The following is a 20,450-nucleotide window of genomic DNA, read 5'->3' on the forward strand; positions in this document are numbered from 1 at the left end:
GGGGACGGCGGTTACATTTCCCCACACGCATTCGCACCGGCACCGGAGAGACAGGCAGCCCCACGATGAACGACCGCCCCGCAGGATCCGGACCCGCCCGGCCCGCCCGTTCCGCCTGGTTCCGGCGGATGACCGCGCGCGACACGGCGGAGGAACACCGGGCCTCCACGCCGCTGGAGCTCTTCTTCGACCTATGCTTCGTGGTGGCGGTGGCCCAGGTCGCCGCCCAGACGCACCACTACCTCTCCGACGGGCATGTGGCGAGCGCGGTCCCCAGCTACCTGGCGGTGTTCTTCGCGATCTGGTGGGCGTGGATGAACTTCACCTGGTTCGCCTCCGCGTACGACGTCGACGACGCGGTGTACCGGGGCGTGGTCCTGGTGATGATCACCGGCGCGCTGGTGCTGGCCGCGGGCGTGCCGCGGGCCTTCTCACACCACGACTTCGCCATCGTCGCGAGCGGCTACATCATCATGCGGCTGGCGCTCGTCTCGCTGTGGCTGCGGGCGGGCCGCTCCCACCCAGAGGGCCGCCGGACCGCCTACCGGATGGCGCTGGGGCTCGCGGTCGCACAGGCGCTGTGGATCGGCTGGCTGTTCCTGCCCTCCTCGTGGTGGATGCCGCTGTTCCCCGTCGTCGCGCTGTTCGACCTGTGTGTGCCGGTGTGGGCCGAGCGCGTCCGGAAGACGCCCTGGCATCCGCACCACATCGCCGAGCGGTACGGCCTGTTCACCATCATCGTGCTCGGCGAGTCGGTGCTGGCCGCGACCATGGCGGTGCAGAAGGCGGTGGACGCCCACCAGGCGGGCGGCGAGCTGTACGCGGTCGCGGGCGGCGGGCTGCTGACGGTGTTCTCCCTGTGGTGGCTGTACTTCGCCAAGCCCGCCGCGAGCTTCCTCACCTCGTCCCGGATCGCCTTCGTCTGGGGCTACGGCCACTACTTCGTCTTCGGGGCGGCGGCCGCGATCGGCGCGGGCATCGCGGTCAACGTCGACCAGGTGACCCACCACGCGCACATCGGGCGTACGGCGGCGGGCGCCACCGTCACCGTCCCGGTGGCGGTCTTCCTGCTCGCGCTGTGGTTCCTGCACGTACGGCCGCACCGCGTCGCCCTGCTGCACACCGCGCTGTTCCCCGCCGCCGCGCTGCTGGTGCTCGCCGTGACCTTCACCGGCGCCCCGGTCCTGGCCACCGGCCTGATCACGGCCGCCCTGGTGGTCGCCGGGATCGCCGTCACCGCGCGAACGAGCCCATAAAAAGAGGGGCTCAGTGCCGGCCGGTGATCGTGTCGGCCAGCCGCGCGAAGGTCGACGTGCGCTCGTGGCGGGTGCTGCCCTCGCTGAGGTCGGCGATGCGGTACAGGCCGTACATCGCGTACGAGCCCAGCCAGCGCAGCGGCTCCGGCTCCCAGCGCGGGGAGTTCCGGCCCGACCACGGCAGGCGGGTGTAGCGGGTGTCCTTTCCGGTCACGAGGTCGGCGAGGGTCCGGCCGGCCAGATAGGCGGCCGTGACGCCCTGTCCGACGTAGCCCCCGGCGTGGCCGAGGCCCGTCGCCGGGTCCCACACCACCGAGGGGGACCAGTCGCGCGGTACGCCCAGCGAGCCGCACCACGCATGCGCGAGCTCGAACCGCACGTCGGGCCACAGGCCGCGCAGCACCCCCTCCAGCTGGCCGATGGTCCAGCGGTCCAGCCGGCCGTCCCGGTCGACCCGGGAGCCGAAGCGGTACGGGAGGCCGCGGCCGCCCAGGGCGATCCGGCCGTCGGCGGTGCGCTGGGCGTAGAAGTAGGTGTGCTGGGCGCCGGAGAGTGCCTCGGAGCCGGCCCAGCCGATGTTCTTCCAGTCCGTTTCCGACAGCGGCTCGGTGATCACCATCGAGCTGTTCATCGGCAGCATGTCCCGGCGGCGGCCGGGCAGCCGCGCGGTGTATCCCTCGGTCGCGCGCAGGATGTGGCGGGCCCGTACGGTGCCGTGCGCGGTGCGCACCTGTCCGGGGAGGATGTCCAGCGCCGGGGTGCGCTCGGCGATCCGGACCCCGGCGGCTTCGACGGCCGAGGCGAGGCCGGTGACCAGCTTTCCGGGGTGCAGCCGCACGTTGTGCGGGCTGTACACGGCGCCGAGCACCCCGTCGATGCTGATCCGGCCCGCCGTCTCGGCCGCGGACAGCAGCCGTACGTCGTCCTCGGTCATGCCCCAGGTGCGTTCGGCGGCCACCGCTGCCCGGAGCCGGGCCAGTTCGGAGGGGGTGCGGCCGATCGTCAGATAGCCGCCGTGCACGGCGTCCACGTCCACGTCGTGATCGGCCATGATCCCGAGGATCTCGTCGAACGCGTCGACGGCCGCGCGCCGCAGTTCGAGCACCGCCTGCCGGCCCCCGGGGCCCTCGGCCATATGGCGGGAGAGCCCGATCATCTTGCCGGAGAGCCAGCCGCCGTTGCGGCCGGAGGCGCCGTAGCCGGCGTGGTGCGCCTCGACCACGAGGATCGAGGCGTCGGGCAGCGCCTGGCGCAGCCAGTACGCGGTCCACAGCCCGGTGTATCCGGCGCCGACGACGCACACGTCGACCGTGGTGTCCCCGTCCAGCGGGGGCCGCTCGGGGTGGGCGGCGCCGTCAGGGCCGGCGGTGTCCCGCATCCAGAAGGAGACCTGACCGTTGATCACTTCGGTTGTCCTCACACATAGGTCATGTAGCGGGGACCACGGCGGCGACGGCCGGGTCCCAGGTGGCGAAGCCGGTGTCGCCGACGCGCAGCCCGGAGGCGGTGCCGGGGCCCTCCCGGACCAGCCCGGCGCCCCCGCCGGGCAGGGCGACGGTCAGCTTGCGCGAGTGGCCGAGATACGTCTCGTCGCGCACGGTGACCGGCACCGCGGCCCGGCCGGGGGCGGGGTGCTCGGCCGACAGCCGCAGCCGCTCGGGGCGGATCACCACGACGGCGTCGCCGCGCACCGCGTGTCCGCCCGGGAGCGGGATGCCGTATGTGCCCGCGTGCAGCCGCCCCGGGTCGTCGGGGTGGACGACGCCGCGCAGCAGCGTGGACTCGCCGAGGAACTGGGCGACGAACAGCGACTCCGGCCGCTCGTACAGCTCCTCGGCGGTGCCGACCTGCACGATCCGCCCGTCGTTGTAGACGGCGATCCGGTCCGAGAGGGTGAGCGCCTCCTCCTGGTCGTGGGTGACGTAGAGGAAGGTGGTGCCGACCTTGCGGTGGATCTCCCGGATCTCCTCCTGAAGGGCCTCGCGGAGCTTCTTGTCCAGCGCGCCCAGCGGCTCGTCCATCAGCAGCACCGGCGGCCGGTAGACGATGGCCCGGGCGAAGGCGACGCGCTGCTGCTGGCCGCCGGACAGCTGGGCGGGGCGGCGCCGCTCGAACCCCTCCAGCTGTACGGTCCGCACCGCCGCGCGCACCAGCTCGCGGCGCTCGGCCTTCGGCATCCGCCGCTGCCGCAGCGGGAACTCGATGTTGTCCCACACGCTCAGGTGCGGAAACAGCGCGTACCCCTGGAAGACCATGCCCATCTCGCGCTGGTGCGGGGGCACGGCGTTCAGCGGCTTGGCGTCGACCAGGATGTCGCCCGACGTCGGCGGGACAAACCCGGCGATCATGTTGAGCGTGGTCGTCTTGCCCGAGCCGCTGGGGCCCAGGAACGTCATGAACTCGCCCGGCTCGATGGTGAGATCGATGCCGCGCACGGCCTGGCTCGACCCGTACGTCTTGGTCAGGCCGCGCAGTTCGACGGCGGCCCCGCTGCGCTTGAGGTCGGCGGCCCCGCTGTTTTTGAGGTTCCGCCGGCCCTCGCCGCGCTTGAGGTCAGCTGACACGTCGCCTCCGGGATTGTGCGAGCAGCGCGATCGCGATCAGCGCGCTGGTGAAGCAGATGATGAGGGTGGCCGCGGCGGCGATGGTGGGATCGACGTCGCGCTGGATGCTGCTGTACATCCGCACCGGCAGGGTCTCCAGGTAGGGGCTGGAGATGAACATGGACACCACGACCTCGTCGAAGGAGGTCACGAAGGCGAACATGAACCCGGACAGCAGACCGGGTGCGATCACCGGCAGGGTGACGCTGATGAAGGCGCGCGCCCGGCTCGCCCCGCAGATCTCCGCCGCGCGCTCCAGCGTGGTGTCGAACCGCGACAGCACCGAGGAGACCGGGATGATCACGAACGGCAGGGCCAGCACGGTGTGCGCGACCAGGAACCCGGTGAACGTCCCCACCAGCCGCAGCTGGAGGAACAGGGCGTAGACGCCCACGCCGAAGACGACCGTGGGCACCAGCATCGGGGCGATCAGCAGCGCGCCCACCGCGCCGCGGCCCCGGAACCGGCCGCGGGTCAGGGCGTAGCTCGCGGCCGTGCCCGCCACCGTGGCCAGCACCCCGACGAGGGCGCCGATCTGCAACGAGTTCAGCAGATCGTCCACCCAGCGGCTGTCCGAGAAGAAGTTCTCGTACCACCGCAGAGACCAGCGCTCGGGCGGAAACGCCAGCGAGCGCTGCCCGGTGAAGCTGAGCGGGATCACCACCAGCGTCGGGGCGACCAGCCAGAGCGCGACCAGCGCGCCGAAGATCTTCAGGGGGATTCGCCTGCTCACAGCTCCAGACCTCCCGTGACCCCGGCCGACTTGCCGGTCACCCGCTTGGACACCCAGGCCGTCACCGCGAGCAGCACACCGGCGGTGAGCAGCAGCGCGACCGCGAGCGCCCCGCCGCGGCCCCAGTTCAGCAACTCGCTGATCTGCGTGTACAGCGCGTTGGGCAGCAGCTCCTGGCGGGGCGAGCCGAGCACGGCGGGGGTGATGTAGAAGCCGAGCGAGAGGATGAACACCATCAGCGACCCGGCGAACACCCCCGGCAGCGACAGCGGGACGAAGACCCGCCAGAACGCCTTCCAGGGCGGCGCGCCGCAGATCATGCCGGCCTGTACCACCCGCCGGTCGATCGAGCGCATCGCGTTGAACAGCGGCAGCACCATGAACGGCATCAGGATCTGGCACATGCCGATCAGCACGCCCGTCGTGGTCCCGAGCAGATGGGTCTTGCCCAGGCCCAGCGCGTCCAGGACGGTGTTGAGCACGCCGTGGTCCTGGAGGATGATCACCCAGGCGAAGACGCGCACCATCAGGCTGGTCCAGAACGGCATCAGCACGGCCAGCATCAGCAGCCCGCGCAGCGCCGGCCCGGACACGGTCATCAGATACGCGTACGGATAGCCGAGCACGAGGGTGATCAGCGTGGCCACGGCGGCGACGGTCAGGGTGCGGCCCAGCACCTCGAGCGAGGTGGCGTCGTGCAGCAGCCAGGAGAAGTTCTGCAGCCCGGGCTCCGGCTGGGTGACGCTGCGCACCACGATCGTGGCGACCGGGTAGACGAAGCCGGCCAGCACCAGCAGCGCCGTCGGCACGATCAGCAGCCAGCGCCGGGAGCCCGGGGCCCGCTCCGTGATGGCGGAGGAGCCCCGGGCCCGCCCGGCCGGCCGGTCGGGCCGGCCGGGCGTGGTACCGGGGGAGAGCGCTGTCATCGGTTCAGCCAGTCGGACCAGGCTGTGGACAGCTTGTCCCGGTTCTTGCCCCAGTAGGTGAAGTCCGGGGTGATGGACTGGTTGAGCACCTTCTCCTGCGTCGGGTCGAGCTTCTGGGCCTGCGGGGACAGCGTGGGCTTGGAGTTGACGTTGACCGGCGCGTAGCTGGTGTACTCCGACTGCCTGGTCTGCTGCTCCTCACCGAGCGCGTAGTTGATCAGGCCCATCGCGGCCTTGGTGTTCTTCGAGCCCTTCGGCACGGCGAACACGTCGTACAGGGTGAAGCTGTTGTTCCACACCGGGCGGAAGTTCGCGCCGTTGGCATTGGCCTCGTAGATGCGGCCGCTCCAGGCCATCACCATGTCCGCCTGGCCGGACTGCACGATCTGGGTCTGCTGAGCGCCGGTCTTCCAGTACGTGAGGTCGGACTTGATGCCGTCCCACTTGCGCAGCGCCCGCTTGGTGTCCAGCGGGTACAGCTTGCTCGGGCCCACGCCGTCGGCCAGCAGGGCCGCCTCGAATATGCCCGGGGTGGGGGTCGGGCGGCCGTCGACGCCCCGCTTGCCCGGGAACTTCTCGGTGTCGAAGAAGTCCGCCCAGCTCGTGGGCGGGTTGTCGCCGTACTTGTCGGCGTCGTAGTAGAGGCCGTACCCGTAGATCAGCGCGGGGACCATACAGGGGGACTCGGGCGTCTGGGTCGGCAGCTGGCCGGTGTTGATGATCTTGTAGTCCAGCTTTTCGTACAGCGTCTCGCAGTTGGCCGCGGCGTCCCACGGCGTGGTGTCGACCACGTCCCACAGCACGTTCTTCGAGTTCACCTGCGCCTTGATCTTGGCGGGGTCGGTGGGACCGTCGGTGAGCACATCGGCGCCGGAATCCTTGGCGAACGGTTTGACGAACGCGCCCTCCTGGCCGTCCTGCATGCCCCCGCCGTACGACACATAGGTCATCCGGACGCCCTTGAGCGCGTCCTTCTTGACCGTGCCCGCCGGCTGGCCGACGAGGTCGGCCGAGTCGGCGTCCTTGCCGGGTCCCCCCTGCGCGCAGCCGGCCGTGAGCAGCACACCGACGGTCGCGAGGGCGGTCCCGGCCATCGTGGACCGCCGGGTCCGGGTACCGCGGAATGCTCCGGAGAGTGGGGATCGGGGGGACATCGGCTACTCCTTGTCGCCAGGCTGTATGGGGCCCAGCACCCAGTGAACGACGGACAGGGCATCGGTCTCGTTGACGATGCGGTGCGGCTGCCTGGAGTCGAAGTCCAGGCTGTCTCCCTCGCCGAGTACGAAGCGCTCGGTGTCGAGCAGCACGGTCACCTGGTTGGTCAGCACCACGACCACCTCGTGCCACCCGGGGTGGCTGTACTGCTCGTCCCCGGTCGAGCCCCCCGGCGCGAACTCGGCCTCGTACACCCCGAACCCGGACAGCGGCTCTCGGGTGAGCGAGGTCTTGCGGCCGCCGCCGACCCAGTCGAGCACCGGCCGGTCCTGGGGGCGCAGGGGTGTGGGGCCGATGGCCGAGGTGTCGAACAGCTCGGCCATGGTGATGCCGAGGGCGGAGGCGATGCGCGCCAGCGTCGAGATCGAGGCGCTGCTGCGCCCGCGCTCGAGCTGGCTGAGGAAGCTCCCGCTGACGTCGCTGCGCTCCGCGAGGGCGCGCAGCGACATCCGGCGCAGGCGCCGGAACGCGTGCACCCGTCTGCCGACGTCCGACTCGGGACGCTCGGCGGGCGGTTCGGGGGCCGACTTCGAATCGACGGGCACTTGAGCTCCGGGCGGGGTGGGAAGCGGAAGTGATCGACGGAGAATGATTGGAAAGCACGATGACACGATCCAACTGGTGTGACAAGAGTTACTTAACAAGCCGACGGATGTGTGAAGTAATCGTGAAGCAGCCGTAGTTGAGCCGACCGAAGGCGGGTGCCGCGCTGACCAGGGCCGGGCGCCGCGCTGACCAGGGCCGGGCGTCGCACTGACCAGGGTTCTGACCTTGGGCTGATCAGGGCTCGGGGGCCGCCGCCAGGCCTTGCCTGCCGCGCGCACCCGGCGCAAGCTGGACTCATGAGCGCCCAGGCGGCCCCTACGCTCATCGCATCCGTGCAGCGGGCCTTCCGCCTGCTGGAGGCCGTCGGCGCGCACGAGGGCGGCGCGCCGGCGAAACAGCTCGCACGCGAGGTCGGGCTGCCCCTGGCCACCACCTACCACCTGTTGCGCACGCTGTGTCACGACGGGTATGCGCGCAAGCTCGACGACGGCGGGTTCGTCGTCGGGGACAAGGTCGACGCCCTGAGCGCGGGAAGCCGCGGCCAGGCGCTGCTGGTCCGCGTCCGCCCCGCGCTCGCCGCGCTGCGGGACGACCTGTCGGTCGCCGCGTATCTGACCTTCTACGAGGACGGCGAGATCAGGGTCGCCGACATCGTCGACAGCCCGCGGGCGCCGCGGGTCGACCTCTGGGTGGGGTTCGAGGAGGCGGGACACGCCACGGCCCTGGGCAAGTGCGTGCTGCGCGAGCTGGACGCCGAGTCCCGCCAGGACTATCTGACCCGGCACCCGCTGGCCGACCTCACGCCCCGGACCATCACCCGCCGGGACGAGCTGCTCCGGCGGCTCGCCACCACCCCGGCCGGCGCGCCCGTCGTCGACCGCGAGGAGTACGCCCTCGGCACGGTCTGTCTCGCGGTGCCCGTCTACAGCGGGGAGACGCTCGGCTCGCTCGGGGTCTCGCTGCGGGTGGACCGGGCCTCGCGCGTGGGGTCCTCGCGCCTGGGGTCCTCGCGCCTGGATGAGATCCGGGCCAGGCTGATCTCCACCGGCGACCGCGTGACGAGGGGCCTTTCGCTCACCATCTGAAATTCGAACCCTTGTGGCCCCTGCCCGGACTCCTGTTATCTAGGGGACACGGACATCACGGGCATCGCGGACATCAGTGTGTGCGTGTCTGCCACGAGCGGAGAGAGTTCAGACCCGGATATGAGCCAGGCCCGAGACCATCACCATGGCCATCGGACGAATCGGCAGCCCACCCGGCGGCCGGACCCCGCATCCTGGGCTGCCTCCCTGGACCAGTCCCGCTGCGGTGCGTATATCGCGGTCGTCGTGACCGCGCTGACCACCTCCCTGGTCGCGCTGCTCGTCTTCCTCGGCGACGCCGAGATGAGCTGGCTTCCGCTGCTCGCCGTGGGCCCCGCGCTGGCCGCCGCCACCTGCCGCCCCTGGGGCGTGCTGCGCATCGGCTTCCTCGCCACGGCGCTGGGCGCGGTGCTCGGTGCCCGGGCCGGTGAGCCGGTCCGCCAGCAGGCGGTCACGCTGGTCACGCTGGTCGCCGTCACCCTGGCGAGCGCACTGGCCAGCCTGTTGCGCAGGCGCCGCGAACGGGTGCTCGCGGCCGTCCGCTCGGTCGCCGAGACCGCCCAGAACGCCCTGCTCAAGCCGGTGCCCGCGACCGTCGGCCCGTTCCAGGTGGCCGTGCGCTACAGCGCCGCCGCCGCGGAGGCCCGGATCGGCGGCGACCTGTACGCGCTGGTGCCCACCCCGTACGGCGTCCGGCTGATCGTCGGCGATGTGCGCGGCAAGGGGCTGCCCGCCGTCGGCACCACCGCGCTGGTGCTGGGCGTCTTCCGCGAGGCCGCGTACGACGAGCCGGACCTGCTGGACGTCGTCGAGCGGATCGAGCGCAGCCTGGCCCGCAACCTCGGCCCCGACGACTTCGTCACCGCCGTGGTCGCCGGATACCCCCAGCCGGGCCGGATGGAGGTCGTCAACTGCGGCCACGCTCCGCCGCTGCTGGTCGGCCCGGCAGGTGTCACAGCGGTCGAGCCGGTCCACCCGGCCCCGCCACTGGGCCTGCGCTCCCTCGTCGGCCGCCGCCCGAGCCTCCAGGTGCTGGGCTTCTCCGACGGCGACCAGTTGCTGCTGTACACCGACGGGGTCACCGAGGCCCGCGACGGCGGCCGCGCGTTCTACCCGCTCACCGAGCGGGTGGCCCGGCACGCCTGCGACGAGCCGTCCCGCACCCTGGCCGCCCTCCACGAGGACCTGCTGGCACACGTCGGCGGCCGGCTCCACGACGACGCGGCGCTGCTGCTGCTCCGCAAGCCGGCCGCCGCGGACCCGGCCGCCGCTCCGGCGGTGGCCGCCGACCCGACGACCCACGCGCCCTGAGGCCAGCTGAGGCGTTCTGAGGTGTTCAGGGCCGGGCCTCGGTGAGGACCAGCACATCAGGGCCCACCCTGCTGCTGACCGGGTCCCAGGAGACGGCGACCACGCCGTCCCCGGCGTGCGACGGCACCAGTTGCTGTGCCGCGTCGCTTCCGCTCCGGTCCAGCTCGGGCAGGCTGCCTCGACCTCCGGCGGCCGGCGGCGATGATCGGCAAGATCTGCGGGATGGTCGACCGGGACCTCACCCGGCGCGAACGCGCCACCTATCTGCCGGGGGAGCCGTCCGGCCGGGTGTGCCCGGCGTGAGGGCGACAGGCGGTGGAGGGCGACAGGCGGTGAAGGTCAGACCACGCCGTGCGCGGCCATGGCCTCCGCCACCCGCAGATACCCGGCGACGTTCGCGCCCAGGATGTAGTCGTCGGGGGCTCCGTACTCCTCGGCGGTGGCCCGGCACAGCGCGTGGACATCGGTCATGACGGCGGCGAGTCGGGTCTCGGTCTGCTCGAAGGTCCACCGGTCACGGGCGGCGTTCTGCCGCATCTCCAGTGCGGAGGTGGCCACTCCGCCGGCGTTGGCGGCCTTGCCGGGGCCGAAGAGCACCCCGGCCTCCCGCAGCACCTCGACCGCCGCCGGGGTGCAGGGCATGTTCGCGCCCTCGGCCACGGCCAGCACGCCGTTCTTCACCAGCGCGACGGCGTCCTGCTCGGCCAGCTCGTTCTGGGTGGCGCAGGGCAGGGCGATGTCGCAGTCCACCTCGAACACCGAGCCCCGGTCGGAGAACACCGCGCCCGCCTTGACCCGGGCGTAGTCGGAGATCCGCGCCCGGCGGGCCTCCTTGACCTCCTTGAGCAGGCCCAGGTCGATTCCGTCCCGGTCGACGACGTAACCGGAGGAGTCGGAGCAGGCCACCACCCGGCCGCCGAGGGCGTGCACCTTCTCGATGGCGTAGACGGCCACGTTGCCGGAGCCCGAGACGACCACGTCGCAGCCGTCGAACTCCCGCCCACGGGTGCGCAGCATCTCCTGGGCGAAGTGGACGGTGCCGTATCCGGTGGCCTCGGTGCGCGCGTGGGAGCCGCCCCAGCCGGTGCCCTTGCCGGTCAGGACTCCGGCCTCGAAGCGGTTGGTCAACCGCTTGTACTGGCCGAACAGATAGCCGATCTCGCGCCCGCCCACCCCGATGTCCCCGGCCGGCACATCGGTGTGTTCGCCGATGTGCCGGTGGAGTTCGGTCATGAAGGACTGGCAGAAGCGCATGACCTCGCCGTCGGAGCGCCCCTTGGGGTCGAAGTCCGCGCCGCCCTTGCCGCCGCCGATCGACAGCCCGGTCAGCGCGTTCTTGAAGATCTGCTCGAAGCCGAGGAACTTGACGATGCCCAGGTTGACGCTGGGGTGGAAGCGCAGGCCGCCCTTGTAGGGGCCGAGCGCGCTGTTGAACTCCACCCGGAAGCCACGGTTGACGTGGATGTCCCCCAGGTCGTCGACCCAGGGCACCCGGAAGATGATCTGCCGCTCCGGTTCGCACAGCCGCTCCACGATCCGGGCGTCGAGATGGTCCGGATGCGCGCGGAGCGCGGGCGCGAGGCTGTGCAGCACCTCGCTCGCCGCCTGGTGGAACTCCGCTTCCCCGGGGTTACGGCGCACGATCTGCGCGTACACGGACTCGATGCGAGCGGTGACGTCCATGGGTGCCCTTTCTGTCCTTTCTCTCCATCACGTGAGCTGCTCTGTGAGCGTTCAGCGAGCCGTCGGTTGAGCCGTCAGTCGAGCCGTCGATTCGGTGTGCCGGGGGTGGGGGAGCTGCCCGGCAGCGGAGTGTGCGCCGGTCGCCCGGCGAGTACCTCCAGGACGTTGTCCACCGCGAGGTCCACCATGGCGGCACGGGTGGCCTCGGTGGCCGAACCGATGTGCGGGAGCGTGATCACATGGGGTTCGCCGACCAGCGGTGACAGCTCGGCCCCCATGGGCTCGCGTTCGAAGACGTCCAGGGCCGCCGAGTGGATGACCCGGTCCCGTACGGCCTGGAGCAGGGCATCTTCGTCGACGATGCCCCCGCGTGAGGTGTTGACCAGTGTGGCAGTGGACTTCATGGAGGCCAGTTCCGCCGCGCCGATGAGATGGCGGGTCTGCGGGGTGAGCGGGACGTGCAGCGAGACCACGTCGGCCTCGGCGAGGAGGGTGGGCAGGTCCACGGCCCGGGAGTCCGGATCGGCCGCGGCCGCGGGCGCGTACGGGTCGTGGTGCAGCAGCCGCATGCCGAATCCCCGGGCGCGCCGGGCGACGGCCCGCCCGATCTGGCCGTAGCCGATCAGGCCGAGCGTGCTGCCGTGCACATCCAGGCCCAGGTAGTCATCCATCCGGAACAGGTCCCACCGCCCGGCGGCCAGCGCGTCGCGGGCGGCGCCGAGCCGCCTGCGGGCCATCAGGATCAGGGCGAAGGCGAGGTCGGCGGTGGTCTCGGCGAGCACGCCTGGGGTGTGGGTGACCACGACGCCGCGCGTCGCCGCCGCTTCCCGGTCGACCGCGTCGTACCCCATGCTCGCCAGGGCGACGACGCGCAGCGCGGGCCCGGCGGCGTCCAGCAGGGCGGCGTCCACCCGGTCGTTGCCCAGGGCCAGGATCGCAGCCGCGCCCTCGGCCCGTTCGGCCAGTTCCGCCGGGCCGGGCTTGCCCGCGCCGGGCCGGCGCACGACCTCCGCCCGGGACGCCAGGCGGGCGAGACCCCCACCGGGGAGGTCGGCACGGGTGACGAGCACACGCTGCTTCATCTATTTCTCCAGTGCTTCTACCGCGTTTCAAGCGCTTTTCGCGCTGTCCGTTCTTTGCGAATCGGACGATGTCGGTGTGCGGAAAAACGTTAGTCAGCGTGCGGTTCGGCAACCAATAGATGTTTTGTGTGACGCGATCGGCGGTCGGAATAACCGGCTCTGATCAGGCCGCGGAAGAAGCCGCGGAAGAGGAGGAGGAATCCCCCTCGCCGAAGGCGGCGATCAGTTCGTGAAACAGGTCGTGCACGGCATGGGCGGGTTCCGACAGCGGCTGATGGTCGGAGGTACAGAGGGACAGTTTGACCTGGATGGTCGGGTTCACTATCCGGCGCACCACCAGGTGCCGTACGTCGAGGATGGCGCGCGCCGCCGACCAGGGCAGCACCGTCGCCCCGAGGTCGGCCCCGACGGCGCTGACCAGCGTCAGCACCGACTCGATCTCGCCCACCACTCTCGGCTGGAGCGAGGCCTGGTGGAACGCGGCCTCGACGACCTGGCGGATGGTGTGGATGCGGCTGGGCAGCAGCAGGCCCACGTCGGCCAGCTCCTCAAGGGAGACGTCCTCGCCCCGGGACGCCGGCGCGGCGCCGCCCGGCGCGGCGATCAGGAACAGGTCCTCGGTGCGCAGCGGCTCGAACTGCACGCCCCGCAGCGGGCCGGCCCCGTAGATGAAGGCCATGTCCATGCGGCCGGTCATGATCGCCTCGCTGATGACGCCGCCGAAGTTCTCGTTGATGTGCAGCAGGATGTCGGGATAGCGCTCGCGCACGGTCCGCAGCAGCGGCAGCGCGAGCGCCGCGCCCATGCTGTACGGGGCCAGGCCCACCGAGACGCTGCCGGCCGGCGCCCGGCCGGACACATCGACCGCCGAGTGGGCCAGCTCGACCTGGCGCAGGATGAGCTGCGCGTGCCGGTACAGCGCGCGGCCCGCCTCGGTCGGCGCCACCCCGCGCTTGCTGCGGATCAGCAATTGCTGTTTGAACTGCGCCTCCAGCATCGAGAGTTGCTGGCTGAGGGCGGGCTGCGCGATATGCAGGATGTCGGCCGCACGCGTGATGCTCCCGGCATCCACGATCTTCACGAATGAGTAAAGACGCCTGGTGTCCATGAGCGAGCCTCCAGCCTCGGCGGAGCCTCATGGTAGGCGCCGCCGGGCGGCGCGGACGGTGGTGTGTACGCGGCGGGGTCATATCCAGCGGCGATCACGTCACACACAACGCGTATTTGCCGCTTCGTGTCGCCGGCATTACGTTCACCCAAACACCGATTCCCGGAGTCGCTTTCCTCAATTATTCGGAGGACGTCATGACGAATACGGTCGATCTCGTGGCCGATCTCGGCGAGGGATTCGGCGCGTACACCATGGGCGACGACGAGGCGCTGTTGTCCGTGCTCACCTCGGCGAATATCGCGTGCGGATTCCACGCCGGCGACCCCAGAATCATGGACGCCACCGTCCGCCACTGCGTGGAGCGCGGCGTCGCCGTGGGCGCCCACCCCAGCTTCCCCGATCTCCTCGGATTCGGCCGCCGCGCGATGGACCTGACGCCCGACGAGGTCCGCACCGACACGCTTTACCAGATGGGCGCTCTCCAGGCGTTCGCGGCCGCGCACGGCACCCGCGTACGGCATGTGGCGCCGCACGGCCGCCTCGGCAACCTGGTCGCGACCCGGCCGGACTACGCGGCGGCGGTGGCCGATGCCGCCGCCTCCTTCGCCTCCTTGGACGGGCCCTTGATCGTGCTGGCTCAGGACGGAGCGCTCGCCGAGGCCGCGCGCGCCCGTGGCCTGCGCGTCGGCATCGTCGGGATCGCCGACCGGGCCTACCGCGACGACGGCACGCTGGTGCCGAGGAGCGAGCCCGGCGCGGTGATCCACGACGGCGGGGAGATCGCCGCGCGGACGGTCCGGATGGTGACCGAGGGCGTGGTGCGCGGTGTCGGCGGCCGCGACATCCCGGTCGCGTGCGACACCGTCCTGCTGCACGGCGACACCCCGGGAGCCATCGCACTCGCGCACCGCGTGCGGCAGGAACTGCTCGCCGCCGGGGTGAAGATCGCGCCGCTGACCGAGGTGCTGGACGCCAAGGCCGACCGGGCTCGGATCGCCGATGGGCGCGCCTGACATGGACGGCGGCGTCGTGATCGCGGACTGCGGCGACTCGGCCGTCGTGGTCAAGGCCGTGGGCATGGGCGGCGACCGCGCCTGGCAGGTCGTCCACGCCCTGGCCGACGCGATCGAGGCGGCCCGGCCCGGCGGGGTGTACGGCATCGTGCCCACCTACGACTCGCTGCTCGTCGAGTTCGACGCTCTGGGCACCGACCACGAGACGGTCCGGCGCGCCCTGCGGCACGAGGCCGACCGGCTCGGCGCGGGCAACCTCCGCCCGCCGACGGCCCGGCGGTTCGTCGTCCCGGTGGTGTACGGGGGCGAGCACGGCCCCGATCTGCCCGTCGTCGCCGAGCAGCTGGGGCTGACCGAGCGGGAGGTGGTGGAGCTGCACTCCGGCGCGCCGCTGACGGTCCGCTGCTTCGGCGCCCCGGCGGGCGCCCCGATGACGGACGGACCGGCGTTCCCGCGGCCGGTCCCCAGGCTGGCCTCGCCGCGGACGAGCGTCCCGCCCGGTTCGATAGCGGTGGCCGGCCGGCAGGCCGTGATCTGCCCGATGCGCTCCCCCGGCGGCTGGCCCTTGCTGGGCCGTACCCCGCTGCGCGTTCTCGACCTCGACTCCGAGCCGCTGACCCCGTACCGGCCCGGCGACACCTTCCGGTTCGTACCGATCTCCCCCGAGCAGTGGGACGACCACGCCGGCGCGCCCCTGGCGGCGGCCCATGGCTGACACGCTCACCGTCCACCGGGCGGGCATCTCGGTGGTGCAGGACCTCGGGCGGTTCGGGCACTCCCGCTACGGCCTGCCGGTCAACGGCGCGCTCGACCAGCACTCCGCCCGCGTCGCCAATGTGCTGGCAGGCAACGACGAGGGCGCGCCGCTGATCGAGATCACCGCCCTGGACTTCAGCGCCACCCCGCGGACCGACGTGCTCATCGCGGTCACCGGCGCGCCCGCCGACGTGACGGTCGGAGGCGTCCGGCGACCGCAGTGGGAGCCCATGTCGGTGCGGTCCGGGGAGACGATCAGCATCACCGGGATCCGGTCGGGGATCCGGGTCTACCTCGCCGTGCTCGGCTCCGTGGAGGCTCCGTCCCTGCTCGGCAGCTGCGCCCCCGACACGATCATCGGGTTCGGGCGCTCGCTGCGCGACGCCGATGAACTGGTCGTCCGTACGCACTGCCCGCCGGTCGACCACCCGGTCTTCGGTATCCCGCTGTTCCGTATGGGCGCCCCCGTACCGCGCTTCGGCGAGTCCTGGACGATCGACGTGACCGACGGCCCCGACCTGGCGGAGTTCGGCGACTCCGCCGACCGGCTGTTCCGGTCGGAGTTCACCGTGAGCCCGCAAAGCAACCACATCGGGCTGCGCATGTCGGGCGACGTACCGCGACGGGTGGCGCGCGGCGAGGTGCTCTCCCGGGGAGTGCCGGTCGGCGCGGTCGAGGTCCCCGCGGGCGACGAGCTGCTGGTGCTGCACCGCGGCCGCGGTGTCACCGCCGGTTACCCGGTGCTCGCGGTGGTGACCGCGACCGGCCTGTCGGCGCTGGGGCAGGTCAGGCCCGGCCAGGCCGTCCGGTTCCGGCGCCGGACGGTCGCCGACGCGGTGGCCGCCCACCGATCCCAGCGCCACGCCGTCCACGCCCTGCGAACCCGCGTGCGCGCGGTCTTCGACGCCCTGAGCATCCCCGCCCCCGCCGCCCCGCCCGTTCCCTGAGCCCCCTGCCTTCACCCGTCCCCTGCCTTCCTGCCTTCACCCGCCGGCAGAACCCCCCGCACCCGCCGTAGCACCCCGTCCCCATATGCCAGTGCATTTGCCTGTAAAAAGGAGACAGCCATGAGTACCGTGGCCGCTCAGCCGGCACCCCACGTCGTCGACCCGAGAACCGCGCGGAAAGTCACCCTCGCGGGCTGCGTCGGCATCTTCGCCGAGCTCTATGACAACGGCATCTTCGGCTTCATGGCCGGCACCCTGGGCGCCGTCTTCTTCCCGGACGCCACCAACGCCGTCCAGGTCCAGCTCGTCTTCCTGGGCTACGCCGTCTCGTTCTTCTTCCGGCCCCTCGGTGCCGTCATCTGCGGCCACCTCGGTGACCGCATCGGGCGGCAGCGCATGCTCGTCTTCGTCATCATGCTGATCAGCGTCGCGACCGCGGCGATCGGCGTCCTGCCGACCTACGCGAGCATCGGCATCGCGGCTCCCGCCCTGCTCATCCTGCTACGCGTACTCCAGGGCTTCTCGGTCGGCGGCGAGGCGTCCGGTGCGATGAGCTTCCTGGCCGAACACGCCCCCGAGGGCAAGCGCGGCCTCTACACCAGCTACGCCCAGATCGCCTCCTTCCTCTCCCTCCTCACCGGAACGCTGATCGCCGCCGGAATGACCAGCGGCCTCGGCGCGGAGCGCATGGAGTCCTACGGCTGGCGGATCCCGTTCCTGCTGGCCATTCCCCTGGGCATCACCGGCATCTACATCCGCAAGCGGATCAGCGATACGCCGAACTTCACCCGCCTGAAGGAAGCGGGCGGCCTGTCGAAGAACCCGCTCAAGGAGGCGTTCGCCTCCGCCGAGCACCGGCGCGCGATGCTCCTGGCTCTGTTCATCCCGCTCATGAACGGATCCGGCTACTACGTGCTGTTCAGCTACATGCCGACGTTCATGAACACCGAGCTCCACTTCAGCAAGGTGCAGGGCCTGCTCGTCACCGCGACCAGCCTGGTGGCCATCTCCCTCGCCATCCCCTTCATGGGCTCGCTGTCCGACCGGATCGGGCGCAAGAAGGTCCTCGCGGGTGCCGCGGTCGCCATGGCGGTCGCCGGAATTCCGTGTTACCTGCTCATCGGAACCGGAAACGTACTGCTCGCCATTCTGGGCGCCTGTGTCATGGCGGTCATCTTCGCCGGCCACACGGGCGTCATCCACATCCTGCTCGTCGAGCTCTTCCCCACCCGGCTGCGCTACTCCGCCTACGGCCTGGGCTACAACATCTCCTCCGCCCTCTTCGGCGGGACCGCGCCCCTGCTGATGACCTACCTCATCAGCCGCACCGGGAACGTCAACATGCCGGCCTTCTACGCGGTCGTCACCGCCCTCGGCACGCTCATCGCGGTCTCCCGGGTGCAGGACAGGGCGCATCTGCCGCTGCGCGACGCGTAGCGCACAACAAGCACCGATCAGAACCACCCACCTCTCCCCGAGGAGCACATCAACATGCCCTTCTCCGACTACAGGACCGCCCTGGTGACCGGTGCCTCGACCGGGATCGGAGCGGTGGTCGTCGAGCGGCTGGCGAAGCAGGGACTCGAGGTCCACGCCGTCGCCCGCGACGCCGGCCGCCTCGACGACCTGGCCCGGCGCACGGGCTGTGTACCGCACGCCGTCGACATCACCGACACCGCCGCGCTCACCACACTCCTGCACGGCATCGACGTCGACATCCTCATCAACAACGCCGGGGTCTCCCGCTCCGGCAACATCCTCACCGCCGACGAGTTCGCCATCGACGAGCAGATCGCGGTCAACATCCAGGCGGTGCTGCACCTGGTGCGGCTGATCATGCCGGGGATGGTCGAACGCGACCTCGGGCACATCGTCAACATCAGCTCGATCGCCGCCGTCTACAACTTCGGCGGGAACACCATCTACCACGCCACGAAATCGGCCGTGCACACCCTCTCCCGCCAGCTCCGCGTCGACGGATACGGGCGCCGCATCCGCGTCACCGAGATCTGCCCCGGCCGGGTGGAGACCGAGATCTTCGGCCGGCTCCTCGGCGACATGGAAGAGGCCCGGCGCCAGTACTACGACGGCTACGAATCGCTGAAGCCGGAGGACATCGCCGACGCGATCGAATTCGCCATCGGCTCGCCCCGCCATGTGAACATCGGCCACGTGGAGATCCTGCCGACGTTCCAGGTGCCGGGCGGACTCAACTTCGAGAGGCGGGCCGACTGATGCGCACGGCCCAGCGCACGGCACAGCGCGTGGCCCGCATCAAGCCGTCGCCGAGCACCGCGGCCGCCCAGCGCGTACGCGAACTCAAGGCCCAGGGCCGCGACATCCTGGACCTCACCGTGGGCGAGCCCGACTTCGACACCCCCGACCACGTCAAGGACGCGGCGATCGCGGCGATCCGGCAGGGCGCCACCAAATACACCCCGGTCAACGGAACCCCACAGCTGCGGGCCGCCATCGCGGAGACATTCGAGCGGCGGCACGGGCTGCGCTACCCCGCCGACCGCATCACCGTGGGCGGCGGCGCGAAGCAGATCATCTTCCTCGCGCTGGCGGCCACCCTGGACGCGGGCGACGAGGTCGTCATCCCCGCCCCGTACTGGGTGTCCTATCCGGACATGGTGCTCGCCAACGACGGCACCCCCGTGATCGTCCCCTGCCCGGAGACGGACGGATTCACCCTGACCGCCCAGCGGCTGGAATCCGCGATCACCGCCCGGACCCGCTGGGTCATCCTCAACGCCCCGGGCAACCCGACGGGCGCCGCCTACACCGCCGGCGAACTCCGCGCGCTCGCCGACGTACTCCTCGCCCACCCCCACGTCCAGGTGCTCACCGACGAGATCTACGACGAGATCTGGTACGAACCGGGCCAGGTCACCAGCCTGGCCGCCGTGGAACCACGGCTGACCGACCGGGTCTTCCTCACCAACGGCGTCTCCAAGACCTACGCGATGACCGGCTGGCGGATCGGCTACGGCGCGGGCTCCGCCGAACTGGTCACGGCCATCAACACCCTTCAGTCGCAGATCTCCTCCTGCCCGTCGTCCATCAGCCAGGCGGCCGCCGCCGCCGCGCTCACCGGCGACCAGGAGTTCGTACGCCGAACCGTCGCCGTGTACCGCGCGCGCCGCGACCTGACGATGAAACTGCTGGGCGACATCCCGGACCTGTCCTGCACCCCGCCCAGCGGCGGCTTCTACGCCTTCGTCAACTGCGCGGCGGTACTCGGCAGGCGGACCCCGTCCGGCGACGAGATCCGCACCGACGAGGACTTCGCCCGGTACCTGCTGGAGTCGCAGCACGTAGCGGTGATCCACGGCGCCGCGTACGGATCGCCGGGGTACTTCCGCATCTCCTTCGCGACCTCCGACGACGTCCTCACCGAAGCCTGCGAGCGCCTCGGCCGCGCCTGCGCCGACCTCTCCTGAATCTCCTGAACGGAGCGCCATGATCCGCGTCAACACCGCATTCGACCGGCCCGACCCGGCGCTGGTCGACCGGCTCGCCGCCTACTCGGCCGCCACGATCCACGAGGCCCAGGGCCGCCTCGGCGCCCTCGCCTCGGTGATCAAGCCGGTCGACCCCGAGATGTCCCTGTGCGGCCCCGCCTTCACCGTCCGCTGCGCCCCCCGCGACAACATCATGCTCCAGGTCGCCATCGCCCACGCCCGCCCCGGCGACGTCATCGTGGTGTCCGCCGGCGACTACGCCGAGGCCGGCTCCTTCGGCGACGTCCTGGCCAACGCCTGCGTGGCCAAGGGCCTGGGCGGCCTGATCACCGACACCGGCGTCCGCGACACCCGGGAACTGCGCGAGCTCGGCTTCCCGGTGTTCTCCCGCAGCGTCTCCATCAAGGGCACCGTCAAGGAAACCGTCGGCCCGATGGCCGAACCCGTACTGATCGGCGGCGAACTCGTCCGCCCCGGAGACGTGGTGCGCGCGGACGCCGACGGGGTCGTGGTCGTACGCCGCGAAGACGTGGCGGACGTCGTCGCCAAGTCCCAGGAGCGCGTCGACGCCGAAGCCGCATACATAGCCGCCTACCGGGCCGGGAAGAGCGTCATCGAGGTCAGCGGCCTCGCGGCCGTGCTCGAGGCGAAGGGCCTCGTGATCGACGAGTAGCGGACAAGCCGAGGGCCCGCCCGCGACCGACGCCCGGTTGCGG

The 20,450-nt window shown here is 71.3% G+C and carries 19 protein-coding genes; 10 read left to right on the forward strand and 9 right to left on the reverse strand.

Features of this window, described 5'->3' with window-relative positions:
* The first annotated feature begins 65 nt into the window (after positions 1-65).
* A complete protein-coding gene (locus ACWY4P_RS27065; protein WP_456202931.1) occupies positions 66-1,256 on the forward strand; it encodes a low temperature requirement protein A in 1,191 nt (396 codons plus the stop codon).
* Between the two features lie 10 nt (positions 1,257-1,266).
* Here the strand turns inward: ACWY4P_RS27065 and ACWY4P_RS27070 are convergent, their stop codons facing one another.
* From ACWY4P_RS27070 to ACWY4P_RS27095, 6 genes are read right to left on the reverse strand one after another with little or no spacing between them, the layout of a single operon-like run.
* Positions 1,267-2,676, reverse strand: coding sequence for an NAD(P)/FAD-dependent oxidoreductase (locus ACWY4P_RS27070; RefSeq protein WP_456202932.1), 1,410 nt, complete (start codon positions 2,674-2,676; stop codon positions 1,267-1,269).
* 7 nt (positions 2,677-2,683) lie between these two features.
* Entirely contained in the window at positions 2,684-3,820 is a 1,137-nt protein-coding gene (locus ACWY4P_RS27075; RefSeq protein ID WP_456202933.1) for an ABC transporter ATP-binding protein, read from the reverse strand.
* Positions 3,810-4,592 carry an ABC transporter permease gene (locus ACWY4P_RS27080; RefSeq protein WP_456202934.1) on the reverse strand — a complete coding sequence of 261 codons (783 nt, stop codon included), beginning with the start codon at positions 4,590-4,592 and terminating at the stop codon, positions 3,810-3,812. Before ACWY4P_RS27080 ends, ACWY4P_RS27075 begins: the two co-directional genes overlap by 11 nt.
* Positions 4,589-5,518, reverse strand: a complete 930-nt coding sequence (locus ACWY4P_RS27085; RefSeq protein WP_456202935.1) for an ABC transporter permease — start codon at positions 5,516-5,518, stop codon at positions 4,589-4,591. Before ACWY4P_RS27085 ends, ACWY4P_RS27080 begins: the two co-directional genes overlap by 4 nt.
* On the reverse strand, positions 5,515-6,672 hold the full coding sequence (locus ACWY4P_RS27090; protein ID WP_456202936.1) for an ABC transporter substrate-binding protein: 1,158 nt from the start codon (positions 6,670-6,672) through the stop codon (positions 5,515-5,517). The genes ACWY4P_RS27085 and ACWY4P_RS27090 overlap by 4 nt, the downstream gene beginning before the upstream one ends.
* 3 nt (positions 6,673-6,675) lie before the next feature.
* The gene (locus ACWY4P_RS27095) at positions 6,676-7,278 is read right to left on the reverse strand and encodes a helix-turn-helix domain-containing protein (protein ID WP_456202937.1); all 603 of its coding nucleotides are present in this window, start codon (positions 7,276-7,278) and stop codon (positions 6,676-6,678) included.
* 297 nt (positions 7,279-7,575) lie between these two features.
* Here ACWY4P_RS27095 and ACWY4P_RS27100 point away from each other — a divergent pair, with 297 nt between their 5' ends.
* A complete protein-coding gene (locus tag ACWY4P_RS27100) occupies positions 7,576-8,364 on the forward strand; it encodes an IclR family transcriptional regulator (RefSeq protein ID WP_456202938.1) in 789 nt (262 codons plus the stop codon).
* A 120-nt stretch (positions 8,365-8,484) separates the two neighbouring features.
* Entirely contained in the window at positions 8,485-9,675 is a 1,191-nt protein-coding gene (locus ACWY4P_RS27105; RefSeq protein ID WP_456202939.1) for a PP2C family protein-serine/threonine phosphatase, read from the forward strand.
* Between the two features lie 339 nt (positions 9,676-10,014).
* Here the strand turns inward: ACWY4P_RS27105 and gdhA are convergent, their stop codons facing one another.
* The 3 genes from gdhA to nac all read right to left on the reverse strand — a co-directional run bounded on the left by gdhA (position 10,015) and on the right by nac (position 13,548).
* Positions 10,015-11,358 carry an NADP-specific glutamate dehydrogenase gene (gene gdhA / locus ACWY4P_RS27110; RefSeq protein ID WP_456202940.1) on the reverse strand — a complete coding sequence of 448 codons (1,344 nt, stop codon included), beginning with the start codon at positions 11,356-11,358 and terminating at the stop codon, positions 10,015-10,017.
* 74 nt (positions 11,359-11,432) lie between these two features.
* On the reverse strand, positions 11,433-12,440 hold the full coding sequence (locus ACWY4P_RS27115) for a 2-hydroxyacid dehydrogenase (protein ID WP_456202941.1): 1,008 nt from the start codon (positions 12,438-12,440) through the stop codon (positions 11,433-11,435).
* A gap of 163 nt (positions 12,441-12,603) precedes the next feature.
* A complete protein-coding gene (gene nac, locus ACWY4P_RS27120) occupies positions 12,604-13,548 on the reverse strand; it encodes a nitrogen assimilation transcriptional regulator NAC (RefSeq protein ID WP_456202942.1) in 945 nt (314 codons plus the stop codon).
* 197 nt (positions 13,549-13,745) lie between these two features.
* On the opposite strand from nac, the gene ACWY4P_RS27125 reads away from it, so the two are divergent.
* The 7 genes from ACWY4P_RS27125 to ACWY4P_RS27155 all read left to right on the forward strand — a co-directional run bounded on the left by ACWY4P_RS27125 (position 13,746) and on the right by ACWY4P_RS27155 (position 20,407).
* On the forward strand, positions 13,746-14,564 hold the full coding sequence (locus ACWY4P_RS27125) for a LamB/YcsF family protein (RefSeq protein WP_456202943.1): 819 nt from the start codon (positions 13,746-13,748) through the stop codon (positions 14,562-14,564).
* Positions 14,551-15,279 (forward strand): 5-oxoprolinase subunit B family protein, encoded by a 729-nt coding sequence (locus tag ACWY4P_RS27130; RefSeq protein WP_456202944.1) that lies wholly within the window; start codon positions 14,551-14,553, stop codon positions 15,277-15,279. The genes ACWY4P_RS27125 and ACWY4P_RS27130 overlap by 14 nt, the downstream gene beginning before the upstream one ends.
* On the forward strand, positions 15,272-16,267 hold the full coding sequence (locus ACWY4P_RS27135; protein ID WP_456202945.1) for a 5-oxoprolinase subunit C family protein: 996 nt from the start codon (positions 15,272-15,274) through the stop codon (positions 16,265-16,267). The genes ACWY4P_RS27130 and ACWY4P_RS27135 overlap by 8 nt, the downstream gene beginning before the upstream one ends.
* Before the next feature lie 120 nt (positions 16,268-16,387).
* Entirely contained in the window at positions 16,388-17,704 is a 1,317-nt protein-coding gene (locus ACWY4P_RS27140) for an MFS transporter (RefSeq protein ID WP_456202946.1), read from the forward strand.
* 54 nt (positions 17,705-17,758) lie between these two features.
* A complete protein-coding gene (locus ACWY4P_RS27145) occupies positions 17,759-18,502 on the forward strand; it encodes an SDR family oxidoreductase (RefSeq protein ID WP_456202947.1) in 744 nt (247 codons plus the stop codon).
* Positions 18,502-19,713, forward strand: a complete 1,212-nt coding sequence (locus ACWY4P_RS27150) for an aspartate transaminase (protein ID WP_456202948.1) — start codon at positions 18,502-18,504, stop codon at positions 19,711-19,713. Before ACWY4P_RS27145 ends, ACWY4P_RS27150 begins: the two co-directional genes overlap by 1 nt.
* A gap of 19 nt (positions 19,714-19,732) precedes the next feature.
* Complete coding sequence (locus ACWY4P_RS27155) at positions 19,733-20,407, forward strand: 4-carboxy-4-hydroxy-2-oxoadipate aldolase/oxaloacetate decarboxylase (RefSeq protein WP_456202949.1); 675 nt, start codon at positions 19,733-19,735, stop codon at positions 20,405-20,407.
* Positions 20,408-20,450: the final 43 nt, after the last annotated feature.

Source organism: Streptomyces sp. LZ34 (genome assembly GCF_053890475.1).

What these genes read in the sequence shown, in the direction of transcription:
- ACWY4P_RS27130 (WP_456202944.1), top strand. Translation starts at nt 14,551, where the DNA reads ATGGGCGCGCCTGACATGGACGGCGGCGTCGTGATCGCGGACTGCGGC.
- gdhA (WP_456202940.1), bottom strand. Translation starts at nt 11,358, where the DNA reads ATGGACGTCACCGCTCGCATCGAGTCCGTGTACGCGCAGATCGTGCGC.
- ACWY4P_RS27125 (WP_456202943.1), top strand. Translation starts at nt 13,746, where the DNA reads ATGACGAATACGGTCGATCTCGTGGCCGATCTCGGCGAGGGATTCGGC.
- ACWY4P_RS27100 (WP_456202938.1), top strand. Translation starts at nt 7,576, where the DNA reads ATGAGCGCCCAGGCGGCCCCTACGCTCATCGCATCCGTGCAGCGGGCC.
- ACWY4P_RS27065 (WP_456202931.1), top strand. Translation starts at nt 66, where the DNA reads ATGAACGACCGCCCCGCAGGATCCGGACCCGCCCGGCCCGCCCGTTCC.
- ACWY4P_RS27140 (WP_456202946.1), top strand. Translation starts at nt 16,388, where the DNA reads ATGAGTACCGTGGCCGCTCAGCCGGCACCCCACGTCGTCGACCCGAGA.
- ACWY4P_RS27145 (WP_456202947.1), top strand. Translation starts at nt 17,759, where the DNA reads ATGCCCTTCTCCGACTACAGGACCGCCCTGGTGACCGGTGCCTCGACC.
- ACWY4P_RS27115 (WP_456202941.1), bottom strand. Translation starts at nt 12,440, where the DNA reads ATGAAGCAGCGTGTGCTCGTCACCCGTGCCGACCTCCCCGGTGGGGGT.
- ACWY4P_RS27150 (WP_456202948.1), top strand. Translation starts at nt 18,502, where the DNA reads ATGCGCACGGCCCAGCGCACGGCACAGCGCGTGGCCCGCATCAAGCCG.
- ACWY4P_RS27135 (WP_456202945.1), top strand. Translation starts at nt 15,272, where the DNA reads ATGGCTGACACGCTCACCGTCCACCGGGCGGGCATCTCGGTGGTGCAG.
- ACWY4P_RS27085 (WP_456202935.1), bottom strand. Translation starts at nt 5,518, where the DNA reads ATGACAGCGCTCTCCCCCGGTACCACGCCCGGCCGGCCCGACCGGCCG.
- ACWY4P_RS27105 (WP_456202939.1), top strand. Translation starts at nt 8,485, where the DNA reads ATGAGCCAGGCCCGAGACCATCACCATGGCCATCGGACGAATCGGCAG.
- nac (WP_456202942.1), bottom strand. Translation starts at nt 13,548, where the DNA reads ATGGACACCAGGCGTCTTTACTCATTCGTGAAGATCGTGGATGCCGGG.
- ACWY4P_RS27155 (WP_456202949.1), top strand. Translation starts at nt 19,733, where the DNA reads ATGATCCGCGTCAACACCGCATTCGACCGGCCCGACCCGGCGCTGGTC.
- ACWY4P_RS27090 (WP_456202936.1), bottom strand. Translation starts at nt 6,672, where the DNA reads ATGTCCCCCCGATCCCCACTCTCCGGAGCATTCCGCGGTACCCGGACC.